This is a genomic window from Achromobacter mucicolens, from assembly GCF_029866465.1.
Taxonomy (GTDB): domain Bacteria; phylum Pseudomonadota; class Gammaproteobacteria; order Burkholderiales; family Burkholderiaceae_B; genus Achromobacter; species Achromobacter mucicolens.
In genome coordinates this window covers 1,667,984-1,689,196 of record NZ_CP123364.1, presented here as the reverse complement: position 1 = coordinate 1,689,196, position 21,213 = coordinate 1,667,984, and the positions used below count along the sequence as shown (strand labels likewise).

The following is a 21,213-nucleotide window of genomic DNA, read 5'->3' as shown; positions in this document are numbered from 1 at the left end:
GCCCGGACATCGCGCGATGTCCGGGCCCCTTCACTTTTGTGGCGCAACGGCGCTACAGGATCTTCCTGAACATCGTGCGCCGCGTGTTGCGAAAGGACGGCCGCACGCGGCTGCTCCAGTCGGTCGCGCGCACGGCCAGCCACGGCGGGCTGCCGAAGGTTTCCTGCGTGTGCAGGTCGTAGCAGGCCAGGTACCGCGGCGACGCATCGCGGCATTCCCAGCGCTGCGCGCGCACCGTGCCGGGCACCGACGCCAGGCCGGGCAGGTGCTCCTGGTCGTACCAGGCGTTCAGGTCGGCCTCGGCCTCGGGCAGCACGTCGGTTTCGACGATGTAATGCCACGGCGCCTCCTGTCCCGCCGACGCGCCCGGCAAATCCAGCGTCAGATGCAGCACCCGCGCGTGCGCGCCGGGCGCCAGTTCATTCAGGCGGGCCTGGATCTGCGGCAATGCACGGGCCCCGCGCACGTATACGTAGGTGTCTTCGGCTCCCAGCGCGGCAAAGGCGCTGATCTTCACATCCTCCAGGCCGTCCGCGAGACGCCCGGCCAGATCCTGAATGCGCGTCTCGTCAAACCGCTCGCCCAGCGACACCAGCAATATCGTTTCCTGCACAGCGCTCTCCTTTCAATGTCCGACGCGCAAGGCGACCAGGAAGCGCGACACCATGTTGTACGCGCCCACCGTCGCAGCCAGTTCCACCAGTTGCGCGTCGTCGTAGCGCGCGCGCAGCGGCGCGAACACCGCGTCTGGCACCTCGATATCGCGCGTCATGGCGTCGGTCAGCGCCAGCACCTCGGCCTCGCCAGGTTCCAGGCCCTGTACCTGATCCGGAGCGGGATTGCCACGCAGCACGTCGATGACAGCCTGCGGCATGCCGCCCGCCAGCGCGTGCGGCACATGCGCCTCGAATTCGTACGGCGCGTTGTTCAAGGTCGCCACGCGCAGGATGATCAGCTCGCGCAGCCGCGGCGCCAGCGACGTCTTCTGCCGGATCGCGGTCAGCATGGCTTCCCAGCCTTCGACCACGGCCGGACTGTTCAGCAGCACCTGATACAGCGGCGAGATGCGGCCGCGGGCGGCGGCAATGCGCGCCTCCAGCACAGCCAGTTCCGGGCGCGTGCCCGGCACGACGGGTTCGATTCGGCTGGCGCTCATGCTTACTCCGGACGAATGTTCTTGCGCTGGATCAGCGCGGTCCACTTCTCGCGGTCGGCGGCGATCAGCGCGCCCAATTCCTGCGGCGTGCTGGGCGCGGCCTCGGCGCCGAACTTCTCCAGGCGGGCGCGCACGGTTTCGTTGCCCAGCGCGGCGCGCACGGCCTGGTTCAGCTTGTCCACGGTGGCGGCAGGCGTGCCCGCCGGCGCGACAAGGCCGTACCAGTTATTGGACTCGACGCCGGGGATGCCCTGCTCGGCCAGCGTCTTCACATCGGGCAGCAGCGGATGGCGGGTCGGCGCCGCCACGCCCAGGGGCTTGAGCTTGCCGCCCTGGATGTGGCCGATCAGGCCCGGCACGTCGCCGAAGAACCCGGACACCTGATTGCCCATCACGTCGTTGATGACGGGCGCCGCGCCCTTGTAAGGCACGTGCAGCACCTTGGCCTTGCTGGAATCGGCGAACATTTCCAGCGTGAGGTGCGGAATGCTGCCGATGCCCGACGAGCCGATGGCGACCGACTGCGACGCGGCTTGCGACTTCTTCACGAAGTCGGCCGCATCGGTGGCCGGATTGGACGGGTTCACCACGAACACCGTGGCGTTGTTCACCACGCGCGACACCGGCGCGAAATCGCGCGCCGGATCATACGGCAGGTCCTTGTACAGCGCCGGGCTGATCGCCACCGCGCCAACGCTGGTCAGGAACAGCACCGAGCCGTCGGCAGGCGCCTTGGCCACGTAAGCGGCCGCGATGTTGCCATTGGCCCCCGCCTTGTTCTCGACGATGACGTTCTGCTTGAGCTCCTTGCCCAATTGCTCGGCCAGCACGCGGCCCACCAGGTCCACCGGGCCGCCCGGCGGGAACGCGATGATGAGGCGCACGGGACCGTCGGCATGGGCCGCACCCGCGGCGGCCAGGCTCAGCACGGCGGCCGAGATGATTTTCTTGAACATGGTGTCTCCTCGTTGATGGGGGTGTGCTTGCGGCTCGGGCATCCTGGCCCTCGTTCCGCGTTCTCGGTACTACTGAAATCCGTAAAGCCGTGCGGGGTTGTCCACCAGCACGCGCTGACGCAGCCCGGCGTCCGGGCAGGCCTCGAAAAACATGTCGACCAGCTCACCGTCGTCCGGCATGTCGCCCGCCACATTCGGATGCGGCCAGTCCGTGCCCCACAGCGTGCGGTCCGGCATGGTCTGAACGAGCGCGCGCACGAACGGAATACCTTCGGCGAACGGCCGCCGGCCGGCGGCAATGCGGTCGATGCCGGACACCTTGACCCAGGCCGCGTCGACGTCGGCCAGGCTGAGCAGCGCCCGCATCGCCGGCGAATCGAGCCCGTCCGATGTCTTCAGCCGACCCATGTGATCCACGACGAACGGCACCGGCAACGCGAGCAGGCGCGGCAGCAGTTCCGGCAGCATCGCGCCGTCCACGTGCAGGCACAGGTGCCAGCCCAGCGGCGCAATCAGCGCGACCACATGGTCGAACACGGCCGGATCGGGCGCGCCGCCCAGATGCGGCACGAAATTGAAGCGCGCGGCCCGCACGCCGCCTTCATGCAGCGCCTTGACGCTGGCCGCAGTGGCGTCGGCGCCCAGCAACGCCACGCCGCGATACCGCCCGGCGCTGCGCGCCAGCGCGTCCAGCAAGGCGCGGTGATCCGACCCATGGCAATTGGCCTGTACGACGACGGCCCGCTCGATGCCCAGATGGGCATGCAGCGCCGCCATGCTGGCGAACGGCGCGTCCGGCGGCGTGTAGGAGCGGCCCTGCGCGTACGGAAACACGTCGTCCGGCCCAAAGATGTGGCAATGCGCGTCGCACGCGCCCGGCGGCAGCGCGTGGCGGGGACGGGACGGCGAGGCGAGCGGCGGACGGCAATCGGGCACGGGGGGACTTCCTCATTGCAAAACGCCATCCTCGCGGAATCTGGCCTGGCAAACAATGCTATACCTGATATTTCTGATATCGAAAAAGCTAATATCCGATGGATCTCAAGCAGATCGAATACTTCGTGCGGGTGGCCGAGCGCCGCAGCTTCTCGCGCGCCGCAGAGATGCTGGACGTCGCGCAGCCCACGCTCAGCCGCCAGGTGCGGCTGCTGGAGGTAGAGCTGGGCCAGCACCTGCTCTACCGCAACGGCCGCGGCGCCGAACCCACGGAGGCCGGCCTGCGCTTTTTGGAGCACGCCCGTGCCTTGCTGACGCTGGCGGAACGCGCCAAGGAAGATCTGCAGACGCTGCGCGAAACGCCCACGGGCAAGGTCATGATCGGCCTGCCACCGCGCATCGCGCGCGTGCTCACGCCCCCGCTCGTGCAGGCGTTCCGCCAGGACTTTCCGGATGCCTCCATCGCGGTGGCCGAAGGCTTGAGCGCGCAGGTCCGCGAATGGCTGCTCGCCGGCCGGGTGGACCTGGCCTTGCTCTATGACCCGGCCCCGTCTCCGCAGCTGGCCTACGAATCGCTGTTTCGCGAAGATCTCGTCCTGGCGGCCGCCGCGGGCCATCAACCGCCCCTGCCCGATCGCGTGCCGGTCGCGCGGCTGGGCGACTATCCCTTGGTCCTGCCCAGCCTGCCCAACGCCATCCGCACCCTCGTGGAAAGCGTCTGCCGCGCGCAGGGCGTGCGGCTCAAGGTGGCGGCCGAGGTCGACGCCGTGCAGACCATCGTCGAACTGGCGGCGCAGGGCGACCCCTACGCCATCCTGCCCCGCTCGGCCGCGCGCGGCCCGGCCGCCGAGCATGAACTGTCCCTGTGCGCCATCGGTTCGCCCACGATCACCAACAACCTGGTGCTGGCCAGCCCGCGCCATCGCCCGGCCACCCGGCTGGCCGCCGCCACGGGCCAGCTCATCCGCGAACTGCGGCTTGCCGATCTGTTCGCGCCCGAGGCCAGCCCCCCTCAAAAGAGTTAAAATGGCGGGCTACTTTTCTTGTTTGGCGGCTCGTTGCTGTCAAAGTCCTGTTGGCGTCTCACCTCAAACAATGACCACTATCCTCCCGAACCTGCCCACCGGCCAGAAAGTCGGCATCGCCTTTTCCGGCGGCCTGGACACCAGCGCGGCGCTCCTGTGGATGCGCAACAACGGCGCCATTCCCTACGCCTACACCGCCAACCTGGGCCAGCCCGACGAATCCGACTACGACGAGATTCCCCGCAAGGCCATGGCCTACGGCGCCGAAAACGCCCGTCTGATCGACTGCCGCGCGCAGCTCGTGGCCGAAGGCATCGCCGCCCTGCAATCGGGCGCCTTCCACATCTCGACCGCCGGCATCACGTACTTCAACACGACGCCCATCGGCCGCGCCGTCACGGGCACGATGCTGGTCGCCGCCATGAAGGAAGACAACGTCAACATCTGGGGCGACGGCAGCACGTTCAAGGGCAACGACATCGAGCGCTTCTACCGCTACGGTCTGCTCACCAACCCGGAACTGAAGATCTACAAGCCCTGGCTGGACCAGCGCTTCATCGACGAACTCGGCGGCCGTTCGGAAATGTCCGAATACATGCGCCAAGCCGGTTTCGACTACAAGATGTCGGCTGAAAAGGCCTACTCCACCGACTCCAACCTGCTCGGCGCCACGCACGAAGCCAAGGACCTGGAGCACCTGAACTCCGGCATCCGCATCGTCAAGCCCATCATGGGCGTGGCGTTCTGGCGCGACGACGTCGCCGTCAAGGCCGAGGAAGTCACGGTGCGCTTCGAAGAAGGCCAGCCCGTCGCCCTGAACGGCGTCGAATACGCCGATCCCGTCGAACTGATGCTCGAAGCCAACCGCATTGGCGGCCGTCACGGCCTGGGCATGAGCGACCAGATCGAAAACCGCATCATCGAGGCCAAGAGCCGCGGCATCTATGAAGCCCCGGGTCTGGCCCTGCTCTTCATCGCCTACGAGCGCCTGGTCACCGGCATCCACAACGAAGACACCATCGAGCAGTACCGCGAAAACGGCCGCAAGCTGGGCCGCCTGCTGTACCAGGGCCGCTGGTTCGATCCGCAAGCCATCATGCTGCGCGAAACCGCCCAGCGCTGGGTTGCCCGCGCCGTCACCGGCGAAGTGACCATCGAACTGCGCCGCGGCAACGACTACTCGCTGCTCAACACCGTGTCGCCCAACCTCACGTACGCGCCCGAGCGCCTGTCCATGGAGAAGGTGGAGAACGCCCCCTTCACGCCGGCGGACCGCATCGGCCAGCTCACCATGCGCAACCTCGACATCGTCGACACGCGCGAAAAGCTGTTCACGTACGTCAAGACCGGCCTGCTCGCCTCCAGCGGCACGTCGCTGCCCCAACTGAAGGACGCGACCTCGAAGAAGTAATGCTTCAAGGCCCAATAAAAAACCCTCGGTTTTCACACCGAGGGTTTTTTTTCGCCTCATCGCGGCGCGGCGCGGCGCGCCTAGAGTTCGACCTGCATGCCCATTTCCACAACCCGGTTCGCGGGGATCTTGAAGAACTTGGTGCTGCGGGTGGAGTTGCGCGCCATGAACGAGAACACCGCGCGCCGCCAGCGCGACAAGGCCGGCTTTTTGGCCGCCACCACGGTCTGGCGCGACAGGAAGTACGACGTGCGCATCGGTTCCAGATCCAGTTCGGGGTAGCCCTCTGCGATCAGGCGCAGCGCCTCCGGCACGTCCGGATCTTCCTTGAACCCGTAGTTGATCGTCGCGGCCCAGCTCGATGCGCTGAGCCGGTTCACCTCGAAGCGCTCTTCCGGCGCGATGTACGGCACGTCGGCCGACAGGATCGTCAGGAACAGCACCTGGTCGTGCAGCACCTTGTTGTGCTTCAGGTTGTGCAGCAGCGCCGACGGGACGTTGCCCGAATTCATCGTCATGAAGATCGCGGTGCCCGGCACCCGCGACGGCGGGTATTGCTCGAGCTGCTCCATGAATTCCTTGAGCGGCTGGCGGTCGCGCTGCTGCATGTCGGACAGCAGGTGCCGGCCGCGGCGCCACGTCATCATCAGCGTGAACACCACGATCGCCACCACCAGCGGCAGCCAGCCGCCCTCGTGGATCTTGAAGACGTTGGCCGAAAACAGCAGCACGTCCAGCAGCAGCAACAGACCCAGCACCAGGAACCACATCATGCGCTTGACGCCCGTGGTGCCGCGCGGCAGCACCGCGAACGCCAGCACCGACGTCGTGAACATCGTGCCCGTCACCGCGAAACCATAGGCGGCAGCCAGGTTGTCGGAGTTGCGGAACCACAGCACCAGGACAAGCACCGCGCACAGCAGCAACGCGTTGACCTGCGGCAGGTAGATCTGGCCTTTTTCGATGGCGGACGTGTGCAGGATCTGCATGCGCGGCCAGAAGCCCAGCTGCACCGCCTGGCGCGTCACCGAATAGGCGCCCGAGATGACCGCCTGCGAGGCGACGATGGTGGCGACGGTGGCCAGCGCGACCAGCGGGGCAAGCCCCCATTCCGGGGCCATCAGGAAAAAGGGATTGCGGATCGCGGTGGGATCGCGCAGCAGCAGCGCTCCCTGGCCGAAGTAGCACAGCGTCAGCGCCGGCAGCACCATGCTGAACCAGGCGCGGCGGATCGCCGGGCGCCCAAAATGGCCCATGTCGGCATACAGCGCCTCGGCGCCAGTCAGCGCCAGCACCACCGCGCCCAGCAGCACAAAGCTCACCCACGGCGCTTCCACGATGAAGCGCAGCCCCCATATCGGATTCAGCGCGGCCAGAATCTCGGGCGTCTGCCAGATCTGCCAGCCGCCCAGCGCGGCCAGCGTGGCGAACCACAGGAACATCACGGGGCCAAACAGCTTGCCCATCGTCGCCGTGCCGCGCGACTGGATCGCAAACAGCGCGATGAGGACCACCAGTGCGATCGGCACCACCCAGCGGTCCAGCGTGTGCGACACGATGCCAATGCCTTCCAGGGCCGACAAGACGGAAATTGCCGGGGTGATCATGCTGTCGCCGTAGAACAGCGCCGCACCGAAGATGCCCAGCACGATCAGGATCCAGCGCAGCTTGCCCTCGCGGGCACGCACCGCCAGCTCCAGCAGCGCCAGCGTGCCGCCCTCGCCGCGGTTGTCCGCGCGCAGCACCAGCATGACGTATTTCAGGGACACCACCACCATCAGCATCCAGAACAGGATGGACAGCACGCCCAGCAGGTGGGCCGGTTCCAGATCGGTATGCACGCTCAGGCCGGTCAGGCAGGCGCGCAGGGTGTACAGCGGGCTGGTGCCGATATCGCCGTACACCACGCCCAGGGCGCCCAGGATCAGGGCGGCGCGCGACGACGGCGCGTGCGCGCCGCCGGGGTGGCCGGGGGGCAAAGAAGCAGCGCTGACCGTGCCTTGGCTCATGATGCAGGTTCTTGGCGAGTGAGTTGAGCCCCCTTGCGGGGGCCGGGGAACACGACGGACAGCCGCGTTCCGGAAAAATCGGGCCGGCTCGTGAGCTTCCACCACGCGCCGTGCGCATGCGCGATCTCACGCACGATGGCCAGTCCCAAACCCGAGCCGCCGGCCGTGGCCGTGGGCGACCGGTAGAACGCCTCGAACACGCGGTCGCGCTCTTCGGGCGGGATGCCGGGGCCGTCGTCTTCGACGGTCAGCGAGGGGGGATTGGCGCCGACGATCAGCGTGATGCGGCCCGTGGGGTTGCCATAGCGCAGCGCATTGTCGATCAGGTTGCCCAGCAGTTCGGCCAGCAGCAAGGGATCCGCGTCGATCCAGATGGGCGTTTCGGGTGCGGCCAGGTCCAGTTCGTAGTGCGCCTCGCGCACGCGCGGAAACCATTCCGCGCCATGCACGCGCACCCATTCGCACAGGTCGATGCGCACGAAACTGTCCTGGGGCCGGGCATTCGGGTCGGCGCGCGCCAGCACCAGAAGTTGCTGGCCCAGCCGGATCATGCGGTCGCTGACGGCCTTGATGCGCTCGGCGCGGGCCCGGACATCGTCGGGCAAGGGACGCGCCAGCATGAGTTCGGATTCCAGCCGCAGCCCCGACAACGGCGTGCGCAGCTGGTGCGCGGCATGGCCGATGAAGCGGCGCTGCGCGGCCAGCGATGCATCCAGCCGCAGCAACAGGTCATTGGTGTGGGTAACCAGCGGCTCGATCTCCACCGGCACGCCGGCGACCTCGAGCGGCTGCATGTCGTCGATGGAGCGTTGCCGGATTTCTTCGGACAGGTGATTCACCGACCGCAGCCCGGAGCGCACGCCCTGCATCACCACCCAAGCGAACAGCGCAATCAGCGCCACCTGGCCCACGACCATCAGCCAGAAGAAGTCTTCCAGCATCCACAACGACATGTCGATCTTGTGGGTGATGACCCAGGTGGCCGCCAGGTCCAGCAGGACGAGGAGCAGGATGGGCGGCATCAGGCGGATGACCAGATGCCGGGCCAATGAACGGGAGGGAAGCATGGGAGGCCGCGCAGCCGGAGACGGTTGGGGGGTGCGTTCCTGCGTCATGGCGCGAAGCCCTTAATGAGGCGGATGAATGCGCGCGGCTGGCGGTCGCCGGCCGCGGCCGGCCTGTCAAGCCGCTTCCACATCCAGCATGTAGCCAAAGCCGCGTACCGTCTGGATGCTGGCGCCCGTTCCTTCCAGGCGCTTGCGCAAGCGGTACACATAGACTTCGACCGCATTCTCGCTGAAATCCGCATCCCAGGCGGACAGGGAATTGACGATCTGGCGCTTGGTCACGACGCGGCCCACGCGGGCCATCAGCATTTCGAGGACGGAAAGCTCGCGCACCGACAGCGACAGGCGCTGGCCGTTGGCGCGCACTTCGCGGCCGACGGTGTCGAACACCAGCGGACCGACTTCGATGAGCGGCTGGGCCTGGCCCGCGCGGCGGCGGCCGAAGGCGCGCACGCGCGCGGCAAGCTCGGGCAGTTCAAAAGGCTTGGTGACGTAGTCGTCCGCCCCGGCATCCAGACCGGCGACGCGGTCTTCGATGCCATCGCGGGCGGTAAGGATGAGCACGGGAACCTGATTGCCGTCCTGGCGCAGCTGGCGCAGCACGTCCAAGCCGCTCATGCCGGGAAGGTTGAGGTCGAGCAGCATCAGGTCATACGGCTGGCCTGCCAACGCGCCCAGAACCCGGTCGCCGTCGGTCAGCCAGTCGACCGCATAACCCTGGTCGGCCAGGAATTCCTGGAGCGCATGGCCCAGGGTGGTGTCGTCTTCGATTACCAGAACTCGCATGCCGCGATTCTAGCGCGATCCAAAAAAAAAGGGGCGCGAAATGCGCCCCCCTTTCCGGATTCGTTCACCGGCCGGACGGTGCCGCGGCGGGCGCCGTCGCCCCTGCCGGCGCACCGGCCGCCGGGGCGCCGCCAGAGGGCGGCGTCGTGACGAAACCGATCCGGGTCATGCCCGAACGGCGCGCCGAGGCCATGACCTTGGCCAGCGTTTCGTAACGGGTGTTCTGATCGGCGCGGATGCGGATCTCGGGCTGCGGCTTGGTGCCGGCGATCGACTTGAAGCGATTGGGCAGGTCGTCGATATTGACCGGCTTCTCGTCCCAGAACAGCGCGCCGCTGGCATCGATGGCCAGGTCCACGGTCTTGGGCTCTTCCTCGATCTGCTCGGCGGCCACCTGGGGCATGTTGATCTTGATCGAGTGCGCCAAGAGCGGCGCCGTGATGATGAAGATCACCAGCAGCACCAGCATGACGTCGATCAGGGGCACCATGTTGATCTCGGACACCGCATGGCTTCCGGACCCTTTACCCTCAAAGCTGCCAAAGGCCATCATTCGCTCCCGCGTTGGACCGCGTGGCCATTCTGGCGACGCAGCGCGCGCACCTTGCCGTCGGACAGCGCAACCTGCTGGCCGGTGGTCAGGAACGCAAACAGATCATGCGCAAAGGCATCCAGGCGCGACAGGAACACGCGGTTATTGCGCACGAACGTGTTGTACGCCAGGACGGCCGGAATTGCCACCGCCAGGCCCAGCCCCGTCATGATGAGGGCCTCGCCCACCGGACCGGCGATGCGGTTGATGGTCACGCCGTCGGACAGACCGATACCGACCAGTGCGTGATACACGCCCCACACCGTACCGAACAGGCCGACGAACGGCGCCGTCGAACCCACCGAGGCCAGCACGGTCAGGCCGTTTTCCAGCTTGGCGGTTTCTTCGTCGATGACCTTGCGCATGGTGCGCGTGACGAAATCCGAATTGCTGCCCGACTCTTCCAGCTTGGTTGCGCCGAACTTGTTGTGGTGCGCCTGCGCGTGCATGGCGTGGCTGGCCAGATGCGAGAACGGATCGCGCGCGCCGTGCGTGTTGATTTCGTGCTCGACCTGTTCCAGCGAGCTGGCGTTCCAGAACTTGTTCAGGAAGTCGGCGGAACGCTTGCGCATGCTGACATTGCTGGCGGCCTTGACCAGGATGAGATACCAGGTCACCAGCGACATGAGGATCAGGATGACGAACAGGCTCTTGCCCACGAAGTCGCTCTGCGCGACGAAGTGCAGGAAGCCCATGTCGGGGACCGGCGCCGGCGCGGGCGGAATCGCGGCGGCGGCGCTGTGCAGCGCGTCGGCCGACTGCTGGACGGCGCCAGCGGCCTGCTGAACGGCGCCGGCGGCTTGCTGGGCGACCTCGCCGCCCGTCGTGGCGGCCTGCTGGGCTGCGGGCGCGGCGGCGGCAGCCGGCGCTGCTGCCGGGCTGGTGGTCGCCTGCGCCACCAGGGTGGCGCTATGCAGTGCGTTGGACATCTCAGTTCCTCATTACGAAATCGAACGGAATTTTTGCTTTGGCGGGATAGGCCACGCCATTGCGGGTATACGGCTTGAAACGGCCTTTGCGCGCGGCTGCCAGCGCCGATTCGTCCAGGCGCGGAAACCCCGACGAAGCGTCGATGGTCGCGCGCTCGACCAGGCCCTGGGTGTTGATTTCCACCAGCACCACGACACGCCCCTCTTCCCGCATGCGGCGCGATGCCATCGGATAGTTGGGCATCGGACGCGCGCCCTGGAATTCAATGCTCGAGACCAGCACGGGCTGATCGGGCGGCGGGCCCTGCGTCGGGCCTTGCGGCGCCTGCGTGCCTTCCGGCGCGCCGCTGGGCGGCGTCTGCTGCGGCGGCGTCTCGGGCTTGGGCTCGGGCTTGACCTCCTGCTTGGGCTGAGGCTTGGGCTTGGGCTTCGGCTTGGGTTTGGGCGGAGGCGGCTTGGGCGCCGGCATGGGCGGCTTTTCGACCACCGGCTCGGGTTCGGGCTCCGGCTCGGGTTCCGGTTTCAATTCCGGTTCGGGCTCGGGTTCGGGCTCGATCTCGGGTTCCGGCTCGGGCGGCGTCTCGGTGACCGGCTGCGGCACTTCGGGCGTAGGTTCGGCTTTGGCGATCTGGGGAACGGGTGCATCCACCACGCTCACCATGATCGCCTCGGGTTCCTCCAATTCAGGACGACTCTCCGGCGCCATGAAAATGGCGCCGATCACCGCTGCATGAAGCGCAACGACCGCCAGGCCAGCGCCTGCGCGAATACCAAAAGAAGACCGCGAAGAAGAATTCCAACCGGGTTGAAGACTAGGCATGAATCAGCCAGGGTGCATTGACTTTTCCGGCCTGCCAGGAAGTTGACGCGCACAAGACCGCGGCGCCGGCTGACCGGTACAAGCCCGTCATAGTATCTTAAATGCGAATGATTCGCACGTTGTATTTCGAATGGAACAGCGTAACACTGCTGATCGGAATCAAGGCAGCATCAATAAAACGCTTATGACAAGGCGGGCAGCATGAGGCATGCCCGTGACGGCGCGTTGGCCACGCGGGTCAGCGCAATGCGGGTCAGACCCATGTTGGCCAAGCGTTCAATTCGAAGAGACGCGCCGTCGCAATCTGGCCCGGAAAACAAAAAACCCGCCACGTCGCCGGAGGCGGGATGTGTGCGGGTTCGATGTGAACTGCGAGGGCTTCTGGTGGGTGCTACAGGGGTCGAACCTGTGACCTACGCCGTGTAAAGGCGCCGCTCTACCAACTGAGCTAAGCACCCATTTCGGTGCAATCGCCCGGCGCATTTGCGCGGGGACATTGCCAATTTGGGGTACTCAAAAGCAATACGCGGGCCGGAGTATACCGGACCGCGTACTTGTGGGCAAATCGCAGCGCCGTGCGCCATGCGATCGGCTGCCGTCCTATCAGTTGACAGCGTCCTTCAGGGCCTTGCCCGGACGGAACTTCGGCACCTTGGCCTTCTTGATCTTGATGGTTTCGCCAGTGCGCGGGTTGCGGCCGGTGCGCGCGGCGCGAGCCGACACGGCAAACGTGCCGAAACCGACCAGCGTGACCGTACCGCCCTTCTTCAGCGTGGTCTTCACGGCACCGATCAGGGCGTCGAGCGAACGGCCGGCTGCAGCCTTGGAGATATCGGCCTTGCTGGCGATGTGATCGATGAGTTCGGTTTTGTTCATGCAGGTGTACCCCTCACAAGGTGTGGAGTCTGCCCGGGGCGGCAGTTCATGGCCGTCAGGAAGGAATGCCAGAAATGGACGCGAGACCAGGCAAACGACGAACAGACAGTGGATAAACTTTTTTCTTGCGCTGCAAAGCACAACTTTTAAACTGCTGCGCCGCCTAGGATTTGCTGGCTTGATGCCTGCAAACCGTCAGCGACGCAGACGTGTATTAGGCCTTGGCGTAGAGCGGCTGTCAAGCGAAAACCTCACGGCAACCCGCGTCAATACTAGCTTTTAGCCGATTCCGCAATAAACAAAAACGCTCATTTGGGGTTTGCGCGACACCCGCAAAAAAACACTTTAAGCTTCATCAAACGTCGGCCCAGCGGCGCAGCAGATTGTGATAAATGCCGGTGAGCTGAACAATTGAGGCATGTCCTGCCACATCTTGATTCAAGCGTTGGATGGCGACGTCCATGTCCAGCAGCAGCGCACGCTGGCTGTCTTCGCGCACCAGGCTCTGCATCCAGAAAAATGAACTGACGCGCGCGCCGCGCGTTACGGGATTGACTTTATGCAGGCTCGTCCCCGGATACAGCACCATGTGTCCGGCCGGCAGCTTCACGGCACGCGGGCCATAGGTGTCGTCGATGACGAGCTCGCCGCCGTCGTAGCTGTCGGGGTCCGAGAAGAACAGCGTCGCGGACAGGTCGGTGCGCACACGCTCGGCCGAGCCGGCGATGCCGCGCACGGCGTTGTCCACGTGATAGCCGAACGCCTCGCCGCCTTCGTAGCGGTTAAAGAGCGGCGGGAAGATCTTGCGCGGCAGCGCCGCCGACATGAAGAGGTTGTTTGCCGACAGGCGCTGCAGGATCAGCGTGCCGAGCTCTTGCGCCAGCGGATGCTGCTCGGACAGTTGCCGGTTGCGCTTGACCTGGGCCGACTGATGGCCTGCGGTCACCTTGCCGTCCACCCAGTCCGCGGCATCCAGCCGCTGGCGGATGTCGGCAGCCTCTTGCGGCGTAAAGACTTCTGCGATCTGAATAAGCATGGGTTCCTGCCCGATTGCGTTGCTGGCGCCCCTGCCCGGAGCGCCGCGGCTGCCGAATTATCCCTTCAGGCAACCATTGAGCGCCTGATCGAAATCAAACAGCAAATCGGCCTCGTCCTCGATGCCGACCGACACGCGGATCAGGCTGTCCGCAATGCCCATCTGCTTGCGGCGCTCCGCGCCCATCTCGTAATAGATCGTGTGCGCCGCCGGCAGCGCCAGGCTGCGCGTATCGCCCAGGTGCGTCGCCATCAGCACCACGCGCAGGCGGTTCAGGAAGTCGAAGCAATCGACGCCGTCCGCCAGTTCGACGCCCAGCAGACCGCCGAATCGCGACCCGAACAATGCCGCCGCCCGCTCATGCTGGGGGTGGCTGGCCAGGCCCGGATAATGCACCTTCGCCACGCCAGGATGCGCTTGCAGCAAACGCGCCAGCGCCAGCGCGTTGGAACAATGTTTGGCCATGCGCAGCGCCAGCGTCTCGGCGCCCACCGCGATGCGGTGCGCGGGCTCGGCGGCCAGCGTGCCGCCCATGTCGCGCAGGCCCTTCTTCTTGATCTGCGTAAGCCCCCAGCCGGTGGACGCGCCCTTGCGATAGGCTTCGTAGATGTTGTCGTTGCCGGCCCAGTCGTACAGGCCGGTGTCGGTCACGGCGCCGCCTAGCGCATTGCCGTGTCCGCCGATGTACTTGGACAGCGAATTCATCACCAGCGACGCGCCGACCGAGGCCGGCCGGAACATCCACGGCGAGGTCAGCGTGTTGTCCACGACATAGACCAGCCCCTTCTCGCGGCAGATCTCGCCGATCACGGCCAGGTCGGCCACCTGCGTGCCCGGGTTGGCGATGGTCTCGGTAAAGACCATGCGCGTATTGGGCTGGATGGCGGCGCGCACCTGCGCCGAATCCGTCGCGTCCACGAAGGTGATCTCCACGCCCAGTTCCTGCAGCGTGCCGAACAGGCTGTTGGTGTTGCCGAACACATATTGGCTGGACACCAGGTGATCGCCCCGGCGCAGCAGCGTGGTGAAAATGGCGGCCAGCGCGGCCATGCCCGTTGAAAAGCTGACCGTGCCCTTGCCGCCTTCCATCTGGCTGATCTTGGCCTCAAGCGCCGTCGTGGTCGGCGTACCCTGGCGCGCATACGTGAAGCCCGCCTTGCCCTGGAATACGGCAGCCAGCTCGCGCGCGTCGTCGTAAGCGAATTCGGACGACGGGTGCATCGGCTTGTGCACCGCTCCGTGCTCGACGGATTGATTGCGGTCGGAATGGAGAATCGTGGTGGTAAAGCCGTTCTGGTGCATGATGGGCTGACGCAATTGAAGAAGGGAATCTACAGGGTGGGACGGGTCACGATTGGCGCTGGCGCACGGTCTCGTACAGGCAGACGGCGCTGGCGACGCTGACGTTCAGGCTTTCCACCGAACCCAGCATCGGGATGTTCACGAGCTGGTCGCAGGTCTCGCGCGTGAGGCGGCGCATGCCCTCGCCTTCCGCGCCCATGACCCACGCCATCGGCTGGCGGGCATCGACCTTGTGCATGCTGTCGGTGGCCTGATCGTCCGTCCCGACGAGCCACACGCCCCGGTCCTTCAGGCTGCGCATGGTGCGCGCCAGGTTCGTCACCATCAAGTACGGCACCGTGTCCGCCGCGCCGCAGGCGACGCGCTGCACGGTAGCGTTCAGCCCCACCGCCCGGTCGCGCGGCGCGATCACCGCATGCACACCCGCCGCGTCGGCGGTGCGCAGGCAAGCGCCCAGATTGTGCGGGTCGGTCACGCCATCAAGGATCAGCAGCAGCGGCGGCCCTTCGATCACGTCGAGCACTTCGTCGACATCCACCGCCAGTTGGCGCTCGTCGGCCAGCGCCACGACGCCCTGGTGACGCGTGCCGCGCGCCAGGCCGTCCAGGCGTTCCATCGGAACCGGGTGAAGCCGGCAGCCGGCGCGCTCGGCCTGCTCGATGAATGTCTGCATGCGCTTGTCGCGGCGCGAGGCCTCGACGTAGATTTCCTTGATCGACTCGGGCGCGTGCCGCAGCCGCGCGACAACCGCGTGAAACCCGGCCAGGACTTGGGTCGACGCCATAAAACAATACCTTTAGATAAACGAATACCCGCCCCAGAGGGGGCGGGCCACCGGACAGCGCCGGCACTAACCGCAATGTTACCCCCTTAGGCCACGCCGCCAAACGACCGCATGGCCATAAGGATCCGCGCCGCCGGTCAGTGGCGCTTGCGGGTGGCCTTCTTGGCGGGCGCGGCCCGCTGGGTGGCCTTGGGCGGCTTGCCGGCCTTCTTGGCCGAGGCGCGCCGTTCCTTGGCGGTCTGGCCCTTCAGGCTGGCGGGCTTGGGAGAGGCTGCCTTCTTGACCCGGCGCACGGGTTCGTCGGGCCCGCGCGCCGACGCCTTGCGCAGCGCGTCGAAGCTCGTGCCCTGGACCAGGCGGAACTCGATGCGGCGCGCTTCCAGGTCCACGCGCGCAACCTGCACCTGCACCTTGTCGGTCAGGCGGTAACGCATGCCGGTACGCTCGCCGCGCAGTTCGTGCAGGGCGTCGTTGAACTGGAAGTATTCGCCGCCCAGTTCCGACACGTGCACCAGGCCCTCGACGTGCAACGTGTCCAGCGTGACGAAGATGCCGAAGCTTGCCACGCCGGTGACCGTGCCGCTGAAGTCTTCGCCCACGCGCTCCTTGACGAACCAGCACTTGAGCCAGGCCTCGACATCGCGCGACGCCTCGTCGGCGCGGCGCTCGCTGGCCGACAGCACCAAGCCCATCTTTTCCCAGATGGCCTGCTCGTGTTCGCGCTGGCTGCGGCCGATGACAACCGCGTGATCGTCCAGGCTGGGCACATACCGCTGCCCCGCGAGCAACGCTTTGATGACCCGGTGCGTGAGCAGGTCGGGATACCGGCGAATCGGCGAGGTGAAGTGGCTGTAGCCCGGATAGGACAGGCCGAAGTGGCCCATGTTGTCGGGGCTGTAGACCGCCTGCTGCATCGAGCGCAGGCACATGGTCTGCAGCAGCTGGTAGTCGGGACGCCCGCGCACGGAATCCAGGAAATCGCCGTAGTCCTTGGCCGTGGGCATGTCGCCCCCGCCCAGCGACAGCCCCATGGTGCGCAGGAATTCGCGCAGCGACTGCAGGCGCTCGGGCGTGGGACCCTCATGGATGCGGTACAGGCCGGGATGCTTGCTGCGCGTCATGAAGTCGGCCGCGCAGGTGTTCGCGGCCAGCATGCACTCTTCGATCAGCTTGTGCGCGTCGTTGCGCACGGACGGCACGATCTGTTCGATGCGGCCGAGCTCGTTGCAGACGATCTTGGTTTCAACCGTGTCGAAATCGATGGCGCCGCGCTTCTTGCGGCCTTGCGACAGCAATTGGAAGAGCTCGTACAGGTGCTGGACCTGCGGCATCACGCTGCGCATCGCATGCGCAGCCGGACCGCCCGGCTGCTGCAGCGCCGCCCAGATGTTGGTGTAGGTGGTGCGGGCGTGCGAGTGCATGACCGCGTTATAGAACTGGTACGCCGTGACCGTGCCGGCCTTGGCGCCGCTGGCCGGGATGACCATGTCGCACACCAGCACCAGACGGTCGACGTCAGGGTTGAGCGAGCACAGGCCGTTGGACAGCGACTCGGGCAACATGGGGATGACCCGGCGCGGGAAGTAGACGCTGGTGCCGCGCTCCATCGCATCGTCGTCCAGCGCATCGCCCGGACGCACGTAATGGCTGACGTCGGCAATGGCAACCAGCAGGCGCCAGCCCGGACGCTTGCGTTGACCCGTGCCCAGTTCGACCGGCTCGCAGTACACCGCGTCGTCGAAGTCGCGCGCGTCCTCGCCGTCGATCGTGATGAGCGGCACGTCGCGCAGATCGACGCGGTCTTTCAGGTCGGACTTGCGGACCGTGTCGGGCAGGCGCGCGGCCTGCTTCAAGGCGCCTTCGGTGAAGTCGACCGGCACGTCGAACTTGCGCACGGCAATTTCGATTTCCATGCCGGGATCGTCGATCTCGCCCAGCACCTCGGCCACGCGGCCGAGCGGCTGCGTGTGGCGCGTGGGCTGCGCCATGATTTCCACCGCGACCACCTGCCCGTGCTGGGCGCCGTTGGTGTCGCTGGGCGGAATCAGGATGTCGTGCTTGATGCGCTGGTCTTCGGGCACGACGATGGACAGGCCGTGCTCGTGCAGGAAGCGGCCCACCAGCTTGTTGGTGCGGCGCTCGATGACTTCGACGATGGTGCCTTCCGGCTTGCCCCGGTATTCGCCCGACGGCTTGACCAGCACGCGGTCGCCGTGCAGCACCTTGAGCATTTCGCGAGGCGACAGGAACAGATCCGGCCCGCCGTCATCGCGCAGCAGGAATCCGAAGCCGTCGCGATGCCCCAGCACCTTGCCCGCCACGAAATCGAGCTTGGTCGCCAGCAGCAGCACCCCCTTGCGATTGGGCAGCAACTGCCCGTCGCGCTCCATCGCACCGAGGCGGCGCTCAAAGCCCACCATCGTCGCCTCGCGCTCGACGCCCATGCGTTCGGCCAGCTCAGCCGGCGACAACGGCGAACCCGCGGCGCGCAGCGCTGTCAGGATGGCTTCACGGGACGGAACATCAGGGTCGAAGTCCGGCGGCGCTTCGGGCAAGGGTGTTGATCTGTTGTTATTCGATTCGTTATTCGATCGTTTTGCCAAAGCTAAATTTTCCGTATATAATGCGCAGCTTCTGTGGTTCGCCCAAGGCTGAACACTGAAGCAGAAATGGTCAGAAGAGTTAGAAGCCGAATTAAAAAGCTGATAACTCGGGTTGAAAAAAACCCATTGTAAAACCAACTGCATTCGGACGCATGGATTAGTTCAAGGCTCAGAACTTGAATCAAGTCACGCGACTGGAACGCAGCGTAGCACATAGTTCTGACAGTATCTTTCAGTGCCCAGGTGGCGGAATTGGTAGACGCGCATGGTTCAGGTCCATGTGCCGCAAGGTGTGGAGGTTCGAGTCCTCTCCTGGGCACCACGGAATTCTAATCAAGGCAGTTTCAAACTGGCTTGATCAAAAGGCTAAGAGCCCCGGAAATCGAAAGGTTTCCGGGGCTTTTGCTTTCCGCGGGGCTTTTGCTTTGCCGGGGGATTTACGTTGCCCCACGCGTTTTGCTTTCCCCGGTCAGCGCCAAGGCACCTTGCGATTCAGATGATGACGCGCGTAAAGGTCCGCGCCCATGCCGTCGATCTGCCCATCGATCAACGCCTCAAATGGCGCCAGCAGCGCGTCGAAGTTGCGCGGCGCCTCGATGGCATTGAGCGCGTGCGTCACGGCCTCGATGGTGGACAACGCGCCCGGCACATCGGCATGGCGCACACGGTAGCGCGTCGACAGGCCCGGCGGCAGCATGACGCGCGGCAGCGCGGCAAGCGCCGGGTTGATGTGCAGCAGCTTGCGCGCATGCCCCCACGTGCCGTCCGGCACGATCAGCCGGATGGGCGAGTCCATGTCCTGGCCATAGCCCGGCGTCAGCACGTCGGCGCCCTCTCCCGGAAACAGCAGGCGCGGCGCGTACCCGGGCGCTGCCCACTCCGCCTCGGAAAAATATTCACCGACGACACGGCGCGCGCCCGCGATTCCCAGCACTGCCAGACGCGCCGTGTTCAGCGCGTGGCGCGCTTCGCTGGGATGCTGCAGGACCACCACGCTGGTGCGGCAGGACAACGACGAGATCAGGGCGCAAAGGCAATGCGACAGCGGGCGCAGGCAGCGCGTACAGAGGGATCGAGACATGGCCGACACTATATCGAAAGCGGACCGCACAAAAAAAGTGAAAAAAATGCAGACCAAGTTGCACACTTCAAAAAAAGTGTGCATAATCTCGTTCCTCTGCTGCTGAACACGAAACGGAAGCGAAAGCGACGCAACATGTAAAGCAACAGCGCCCAGGTGGCGGAATTGGTAGACGCGCACGGTTCAGGTCCGTGTGCCGCAAGGTGTGGAGGTTCGAGTCCTCTCCTGGGCACCAATTACTACATCACGAGGTACCTGTCGTGATGCGCCAAAAGAAAAACCCCGAATGCGAAAGCGTTCGGGGTTTTTGCTTTGTGCGCGCCACACTGCGCAGGGCGAGGCGCCGCCGCGCATCGGCTGCGGCGCACGCCCACAGCGCGGCTCCCTACTTCAACGTGCGCGTCATCACCACGTGCGGGATGCCGGCCTCGACGAACTCTTCGCCTTCGGCCTTGAAGCCATGCGCCTCGTAAAAGCCCGCGGCGTGCGTCTGGGCATGCAACACCAGCATGCGGTGGCCGTCGCCGTGCCCCTGCCCGATCAGCGCATCGAGCAACTGCCCGCCCACGCCCATTCCGCGCGCGCGCTTGTGAACCGCCATGCGGCCGATGTGACCGTCGGGCAACAGGCGCCCCGTGCCCATCGGCGTGCCATCGGGTCCATACGCCACGGCATGCACCGACACCGCGTCGTCGTCATCCATCTCGATTTCCGGCGGCACGTTCTGCTCGACCACGAAAACCGCGTGGCGCACCGAATAAGCGTCGTCGCGCAAGCGATCCCAGGTTCCCAGCGCAATACGCACCGTTGCTTCTTTGTTGGCCGACATGTCCTACCCCTACATTGCAGCAAATGAATAACTGAATCCTACGCCGCATTTTCGCAAGGATGAAGAAGGCGCGAAAAGGGGTACGATCGCGGCTTGCCCTTGCCGCCCTTGGTCCGCCATGACGCCTGCCGCGCCCCCTGCCTGGTTGAAAGCCGCACCCGCGCTCTTTCTTATGCTGTGGTCCAGCGGCTTTGTCGTGCTCAAGGTGGGCCTGGCCTATGCCGATCCGCTGACGTTCCTGGCGTTGCGCTACGCGTGCGTTGTCTTGATCCTTGCGCCGCTGCTGCTGGCGCTTCGGCCGCCGCTGCCCACGCGGGCCAGCGCATGGGGGCACCTGGCGATGGTGGGCCTGCTGCTGCAGGCCGGCTACTTCTGCTTCACCTACCTCTCGCTCAAGCAGGGAATGTCGGCGGGCGGCGTGGCCCTCATCACCTCGCTTCAACCCATCCTCATCGGCCTGCTGGCGCCCGCGCTCGCGCATGAACGCGTCGACGCCCGGCGATGGGCCGGCCTGGCGCTGGGCGTGGCGGGCGCCGCGCTCGTGATCGTGGCCAAGGCCTCGATCGACGTGCTGGCGCCGCTGGGGCTGGCGTTCGCGGTCGGCGCGCTGCTCTGCCTCACGGGCGGCACGCTCTACGAAAAGCGCTTCGGCACGCAGATCCATCCCGTCGCCTCCAACTTCGTCCAGTATGGCGTGGGCCTTGCCGTGTCCGCGCCGTTGGCATTCTGGCTGGAACCCATGCGCATCGAATGGACCGGCCCCTTGCTCGGCTCGCTCGCCTATCTGGTCGTCGGCAACTCCCTGGTCGCCATCACCCTGCTGCTGGCCATGATCCGCCACGGCGAGGCCTCCCGCGTGTCCGCGCTGTTCTTCCTGGTGCCGCCCTGCACGGCGATCATTGCGCTGCTGATCCTGCGCGAACCCATTCCCCCGCTGGCCTGGCCGGGCATGGTGCTGGCCGCGCTGGGCATCCTGCTGGTGACCCGCAAGCCCGCCAGCGACGCCAAGTAGAAT

Annotated in this window: 20 protein-coding genes and 3 tRNA genes; 5 read left to right on the top strand and 18 right to left on the bottom strand. The window is 65.8% G+C overall.

Going from position 1 to position 21,213, the window contains the following annotated elements:
• Positions 1-52 precede the first annotated feature (52 nt).
• From QEP15_RS07730 to QEP15_RS07715, 4 genes are all read right to left on the bottom strand, one after another.
• Complete coding sequence (locus tag QEP15_RS07730) at positions 53-613, bottom strand: DUF4286 family protein (protein ID WP_175156860.1); 561 nt, start codon at positions 611-613, stop codon at positions 53-55.
• Between the two features lie 12 nt (positions 614-625).
• Positions 626-1,156: a carboxymuconolactone decarboxylase family protein gene (locus tag QEP15_RS07725; protein ID WP_280148614.1), complete on the bottom strand. Its 531-nt coding sequence runs from the start codon at positions 1,154-1,156 to the stop codon at positions 626-628.
• A 2-nt stretch (positions 1,157-1,158) separates the two neighbouring features.
• Positions 1,159-2,112 carry a Bug family tripartite tricarboxylate transporter substrate binding protein gene (locus QEP15_RS07720; protein WP_056320100.1) on the bottom strand — a complete coding sequence of 318 codons (954 nt, stop codon included), beginning with the start codon at positions 2,110-2,112 and terminating at the stop codon, positions 1,159-1,161.
• Between the two features lie 69 nt (positions 2,113-2,181).
• The gene (locus tag QEP15_RS07715; RefSeq protein ID WP_152383861.1) at positions 2,182-3,048 is read right to left on the bottom strand and encodes an amidohydrolase family protein; all 867 of its coding nucleotides are present in this window, start codon (positions 3,046-3,048) and stop codon (positions 2,182-2,184) included.
• A gap of 98 nt (positions 3,049-3,146) precedes the next feature.
• Between QEP15_RS07715 and QEP15_RS07710 the strand changes: the two genes are divergently transcribed.
• Positions 3,147-4,073, top strand: coding sequence for a LysR family transcriptional regulator (locus QEP15_RS07710; protein ID WP_280148613.1), 927 nt, complete (start codon positions 3,147-3,149; stop codon positions 4,071-4,073).
• Between the two features lie 70 nt (positions 4,074-4,143).
• On the top strand, positions 4,144-5,484 hold the full coding sequence (argG, locus tag QEP15_RS07705; protein ID WP_063952908.1) for an argininosuccinate synthase: 1,341 nt from the start codon (positions 4,144-4,146) through the stop codon (positions 5,482-5,484).
• Between the two features lie 80 nt (positions 5,485-5,564).
• On the opposite strand, the gene QEP15_RS07700 is transcribed toward argG, so the two are convergent.
• The 12 genes from QEP15_RS07700 to rnr form a co-directional block, all read right to left on the bottom strand.
• Entirely contained in the window at positions 5,565-7,493 is a 1,929-nt protein-coding gene (locus tag QEP15_RS07700; protein ID WP_056320091.1) for a potassium transporter Kup, read from the bottom strand.
• Complete coding sequence (locus tag QEP15_RS07695) at positions 7,490-8,560, bottom strand: sensor histidine kinase (RefSeq protein WP_063952906.1); 1,071 nt, start codon at positions 8,558-8,560, stop codon at positions 7,490-7,492. The genes QEP15_RS07700 and QEP15_RS07695 overlap by 4 nt, the downstream gene beginning before the upstream one ends.
• Before the next feature lie 114 nt (positions 8,561-8,674).
• Positions 8,675-9,346: a response regulator transcription factor gene (locus QEP15_RS07690; protein ID WP_008164454.1), complete on the bottom strand. Its 672-nt coding sequence runs from the start codon at positions 9,344-9,346 to the stop codon at positions 8,675-8,677.
• Positions 9,347-9,410: 64 nt separating this feature from the next.
• The gene (locus tag QEP15_RS07685; RefSeq protein WP_152385441.1) at positions 9,411-9,896 is read right to left on the bottom strand and encodes an ExbD/TolR family protein; all 486 of its coding nucleotides are present in this window, start codon (positions 9,894-9,896) and stop codon (positions 9,411-9,413) included.
• Positions 9,896-10,867, bottom strand: a complete 972-nt coding sequence (locus tag QEP15_RS07680; protein WP_056320084.1) for a MotA/TolQ/ExbB proton channel family protein — start codon at positions 10,865-10,867, stop codon at positions 9,896-9,898. Before QEP15_RS07680 ends, QEP15_RS07685 begins: the two co-directional genes overlap by 1 nt.
• Before the next feature lies 1 nt (position 10,868).
• Positions 10,869-11,687 (bottom strand): energy transducer TonB, encoded by an 819-nt coding sequence (locus QEP15_RS07675; RefSeq protein ID WP_062838440.1) that lies wholly within the window; start codon positions 11,685-11,687, stop codon positions 10,869-10,871.
• 382 nt (positions 11,688-12,069) lie between these two features.
• Positions 12,070-12,145 (bottom strand) — tRNA-Val (locus QEP15_RS07670).
• Positions 12,146-12,290: 145 nt separating this feature from the next.
• Complete coding sequence (locus QEP15_RS07665; RefSeq protein WP_003812968.1) at positions 12,291-12,563, bottom strand: HU family DNA-binding protein; 273 nt, start codon at positions 12,561-12,563, stop codon at positions 12,291-12,293.
• Between the two features lie 355 nt (positions 12,564-12,918).
• Positions 12,919-13,599, bottom strand: coding sequence for a Fe2+-dependent dioxygenase (locus tag QEP15_RS07660; protein WP_062838441.1), 681 nt, complete (start codon positions 13,597-13,599; stop codon positions 12,919-12,921).
• 57 nt (positions 13,600-13,656) lie between these two features.
• Positions 13,657-14,901, bottom strand: a complete 1,245-nt coding sequence (locus QEP15_RS07655) for a cystathionine gamma-synthase family protein (protein ID WP_128828378.1) — start codon at positions 14,899-14,901, stop codon at positions 13,657-13,659.
• A gap of 46 nt (positions 14,902-14,947) precedes the next feature.
• Positions 14,948-15,685 (bottom strand): 23S rRNA (guanosine(2251)-2'-O)-methyltransferase RlmB, encoded by a 738-nt coding sequence (rlmB, locus tag QEP15_RS07650; protein ID WP_056320073.1) that lies wholly within the window; start codon positions 15,683-15,685, stop codon positions 14,948-14,950.
• A 137-nt stretch (positions 15,686-15,822) separates the two neighbouring features.
• Entirely contained in the window at positions 15,823-18,288 is a 2,466-nt protein-coding gene (gene rnr / locus QEP15_RS07645) for a ribonuclease R (protein ID WP_280148612.1), read from the bottom strand.
• A gap of 237 nt (positions 18,289-18,525) precedes the next feature.
• Here rnr and QEP15_RS07640 point away from each other — a divergent pair.
• Positions 18,526-18,610: transfer RNA gene (locus tag QEP15_RS07640), tRNA-Leu, on the top strand.
• A 147-nt stretch (positions 18,611-18,757) separates the two neighbouring features.
• Here QEP15_RS07640 and QEP15_RS07635 read toward each other — a convergent pair.
• On the bottom strand, positions 18,758-19,369 hold the full coding sequence (locus QEP15_RS07635) for a tRNA-uridine aminocarboxypropyltransferase (RefSeq protein ID WP_175156854.1): 612 nt from the start codon (positions 19,367-19,369) through the stop codon (positions 18,758-18,760).
• Positions 19,370-19,519: 150 nt separating this feature from the next.
• On the opposite strand from QEP15_RS07635, the gene QEP15_RS07630 reads away from it, so the two are divergent.
• Positions 19,520-19,604: transfer RNA gene (locus QEP15_RS07630), tRNA-Leu, on the top strand.
• A 150-nt stretch (positions 19,605-19,754) separates the two neighbouring features.
• On the opposite strand, the gene QEP15_RS07625 is transcribed toward QEP15_RS07630, so the two are convergent.
• Positions 19,755-20,198, bottom strand: a complete 444-nt coding sequence (locus QEP15_RS07625; protein ID WP_056320068.1) for a GNAT family N-acetyltransferase — start codon at positions 20,196-20,198, stop codon at positions 19,755-19,757.
• A 118-nt stretch (positions 20,199-20,316) separates the two neighbouring features.
• On the opposite strand from QEP15_RS07625, the gene QEP15_RS07620 reads away from it, so the two are divergent.
• Complete coding sequence (locus QEP15_RS07620; protein ID WP_152383856.1) at positions 20,317-21,210, top strand: DMT family transporter; 894 nt, start codon at positions 20,317-20,319, stop codon at positions 21,208-21,210.
• Positions 21,211-21,213: the final 3 nt, after the last annotated feature.

Coding starts and splice junctions, on each gene's coding strand:
- QEP15_RS07695 (WP_063952906.1), bottom strand. CDS start 8,560: ATGCTTCCCTCCCGTTCATTGGCCCGGCATCTGGTCATCCGCCTGATG.
- QEP15_RS07655 (WP_128828378.1), bottom strand. CDS start 14,901: ATGCACCAGAACGGCTTTACCACCACGATTCTCCATTCCGACCGCAAT.
- QEP15_RS07700 (WP_056320091.1), bottom strand. CDS start 7,493: ATGAGCCAAGGCACGGTCAGCGCTGCTTCTTTGCCCCCCGGCCACCCC.
- QEP15_RS07725 (WP_280148614.1), bottom strand. CDS start 1,156: ATGAGCGCCAGCCGAATCGAACCCGTCGTGCCGGGCACGCGCCCGGAA.
- QEP15_RS07685 (WP_152385441.1), bottom strand. CDS start 9,896: ATGGCCTTTGGCAGCTTTGAGGGTAAAGGGTCCGGAAGCCATGCGGTG.
- QEP15_RS07680 (WP_056320084.1), bottom strand. CDS start 10,867: ATGTCCAACGCACTGCATAGCGCCACCCTGGTGGCGCAGGCGACCACC.
- QEP15_RS07625 (WP_056320068.1), bottom strand. CDS start 20,198: ATGTCGGCCAACAAAGAAGCAACGGTGCGTATTGCGCTGGGAACCTGG.
- QEP15_RS07690 (WP_008164454.1), bottom strand. CDS start 9,346: ATGCGAGTTCTGGTAATCGAAGACGACACCACCCTGGGCCATGCGCTC.
- QEP15_RS07665 (WP_003812968.1), bottom strand. CDS start 12,563: ATGAACAAAACCGAACTCATCGATCACATCGCCAGCAAGGCCGATATC.
- QEP15_RS07720 (WP_056320100.1), bottom strand. CDS start 2,112: ATGTTCAAGAAAATCATCTCGGCCGCCGTGCTGAGCCTGGCCGCCGCG.
- rlmB (WP_056320073.1), bottom strand. CDS start 15,685: ATGGCGTCGACCCAAGTCCTGGCCGGGTTTCACGCGGTTGTCGCGCGG.
- QEP15_RS07675 (WP_062838440.1), bottom strand. CDS start 11,687: ATGCCTAGTCTTCAACCCGGTTGGAATTCTTCTTCGCGGTCTTCTTTT.
- QEP15_RS07710 (WP_280148613.1), top strand. CDS start 3,147: ATGGATCTCAAGCAGATCGAATACTTCGTGCGGGTGGCCGAGCGCCGC.
- QEP15_RS07660 (WP_062838441.1), bottom strand. CDS start 13,599: ATGCTTATTCAGATCGCAGAAGTCTTTACGCCGCAAGAGGCTGCCGAC.
- QEP15_RS07620 (WP_152383856.1), top strand. CDS start 20,317: ATGACGCCTGCCGCGCCCCCTGCCTGGTTGAAAGCCGCACCCGCGCTC.
- QEP15_RS07635 (WP_175156854.1), bottom strand. CDS start 19,369: ATGTCTCGATCCCTCTGTACGCGCTGCCTGCGCCCGCTGTCGCATTGC.
- argG (WP_063952908.1), top strand. CDS start 4,144: ATGACCACTATCCTCCCGAACCTGCCCACCGGCCAGAAAGTCGGCATC.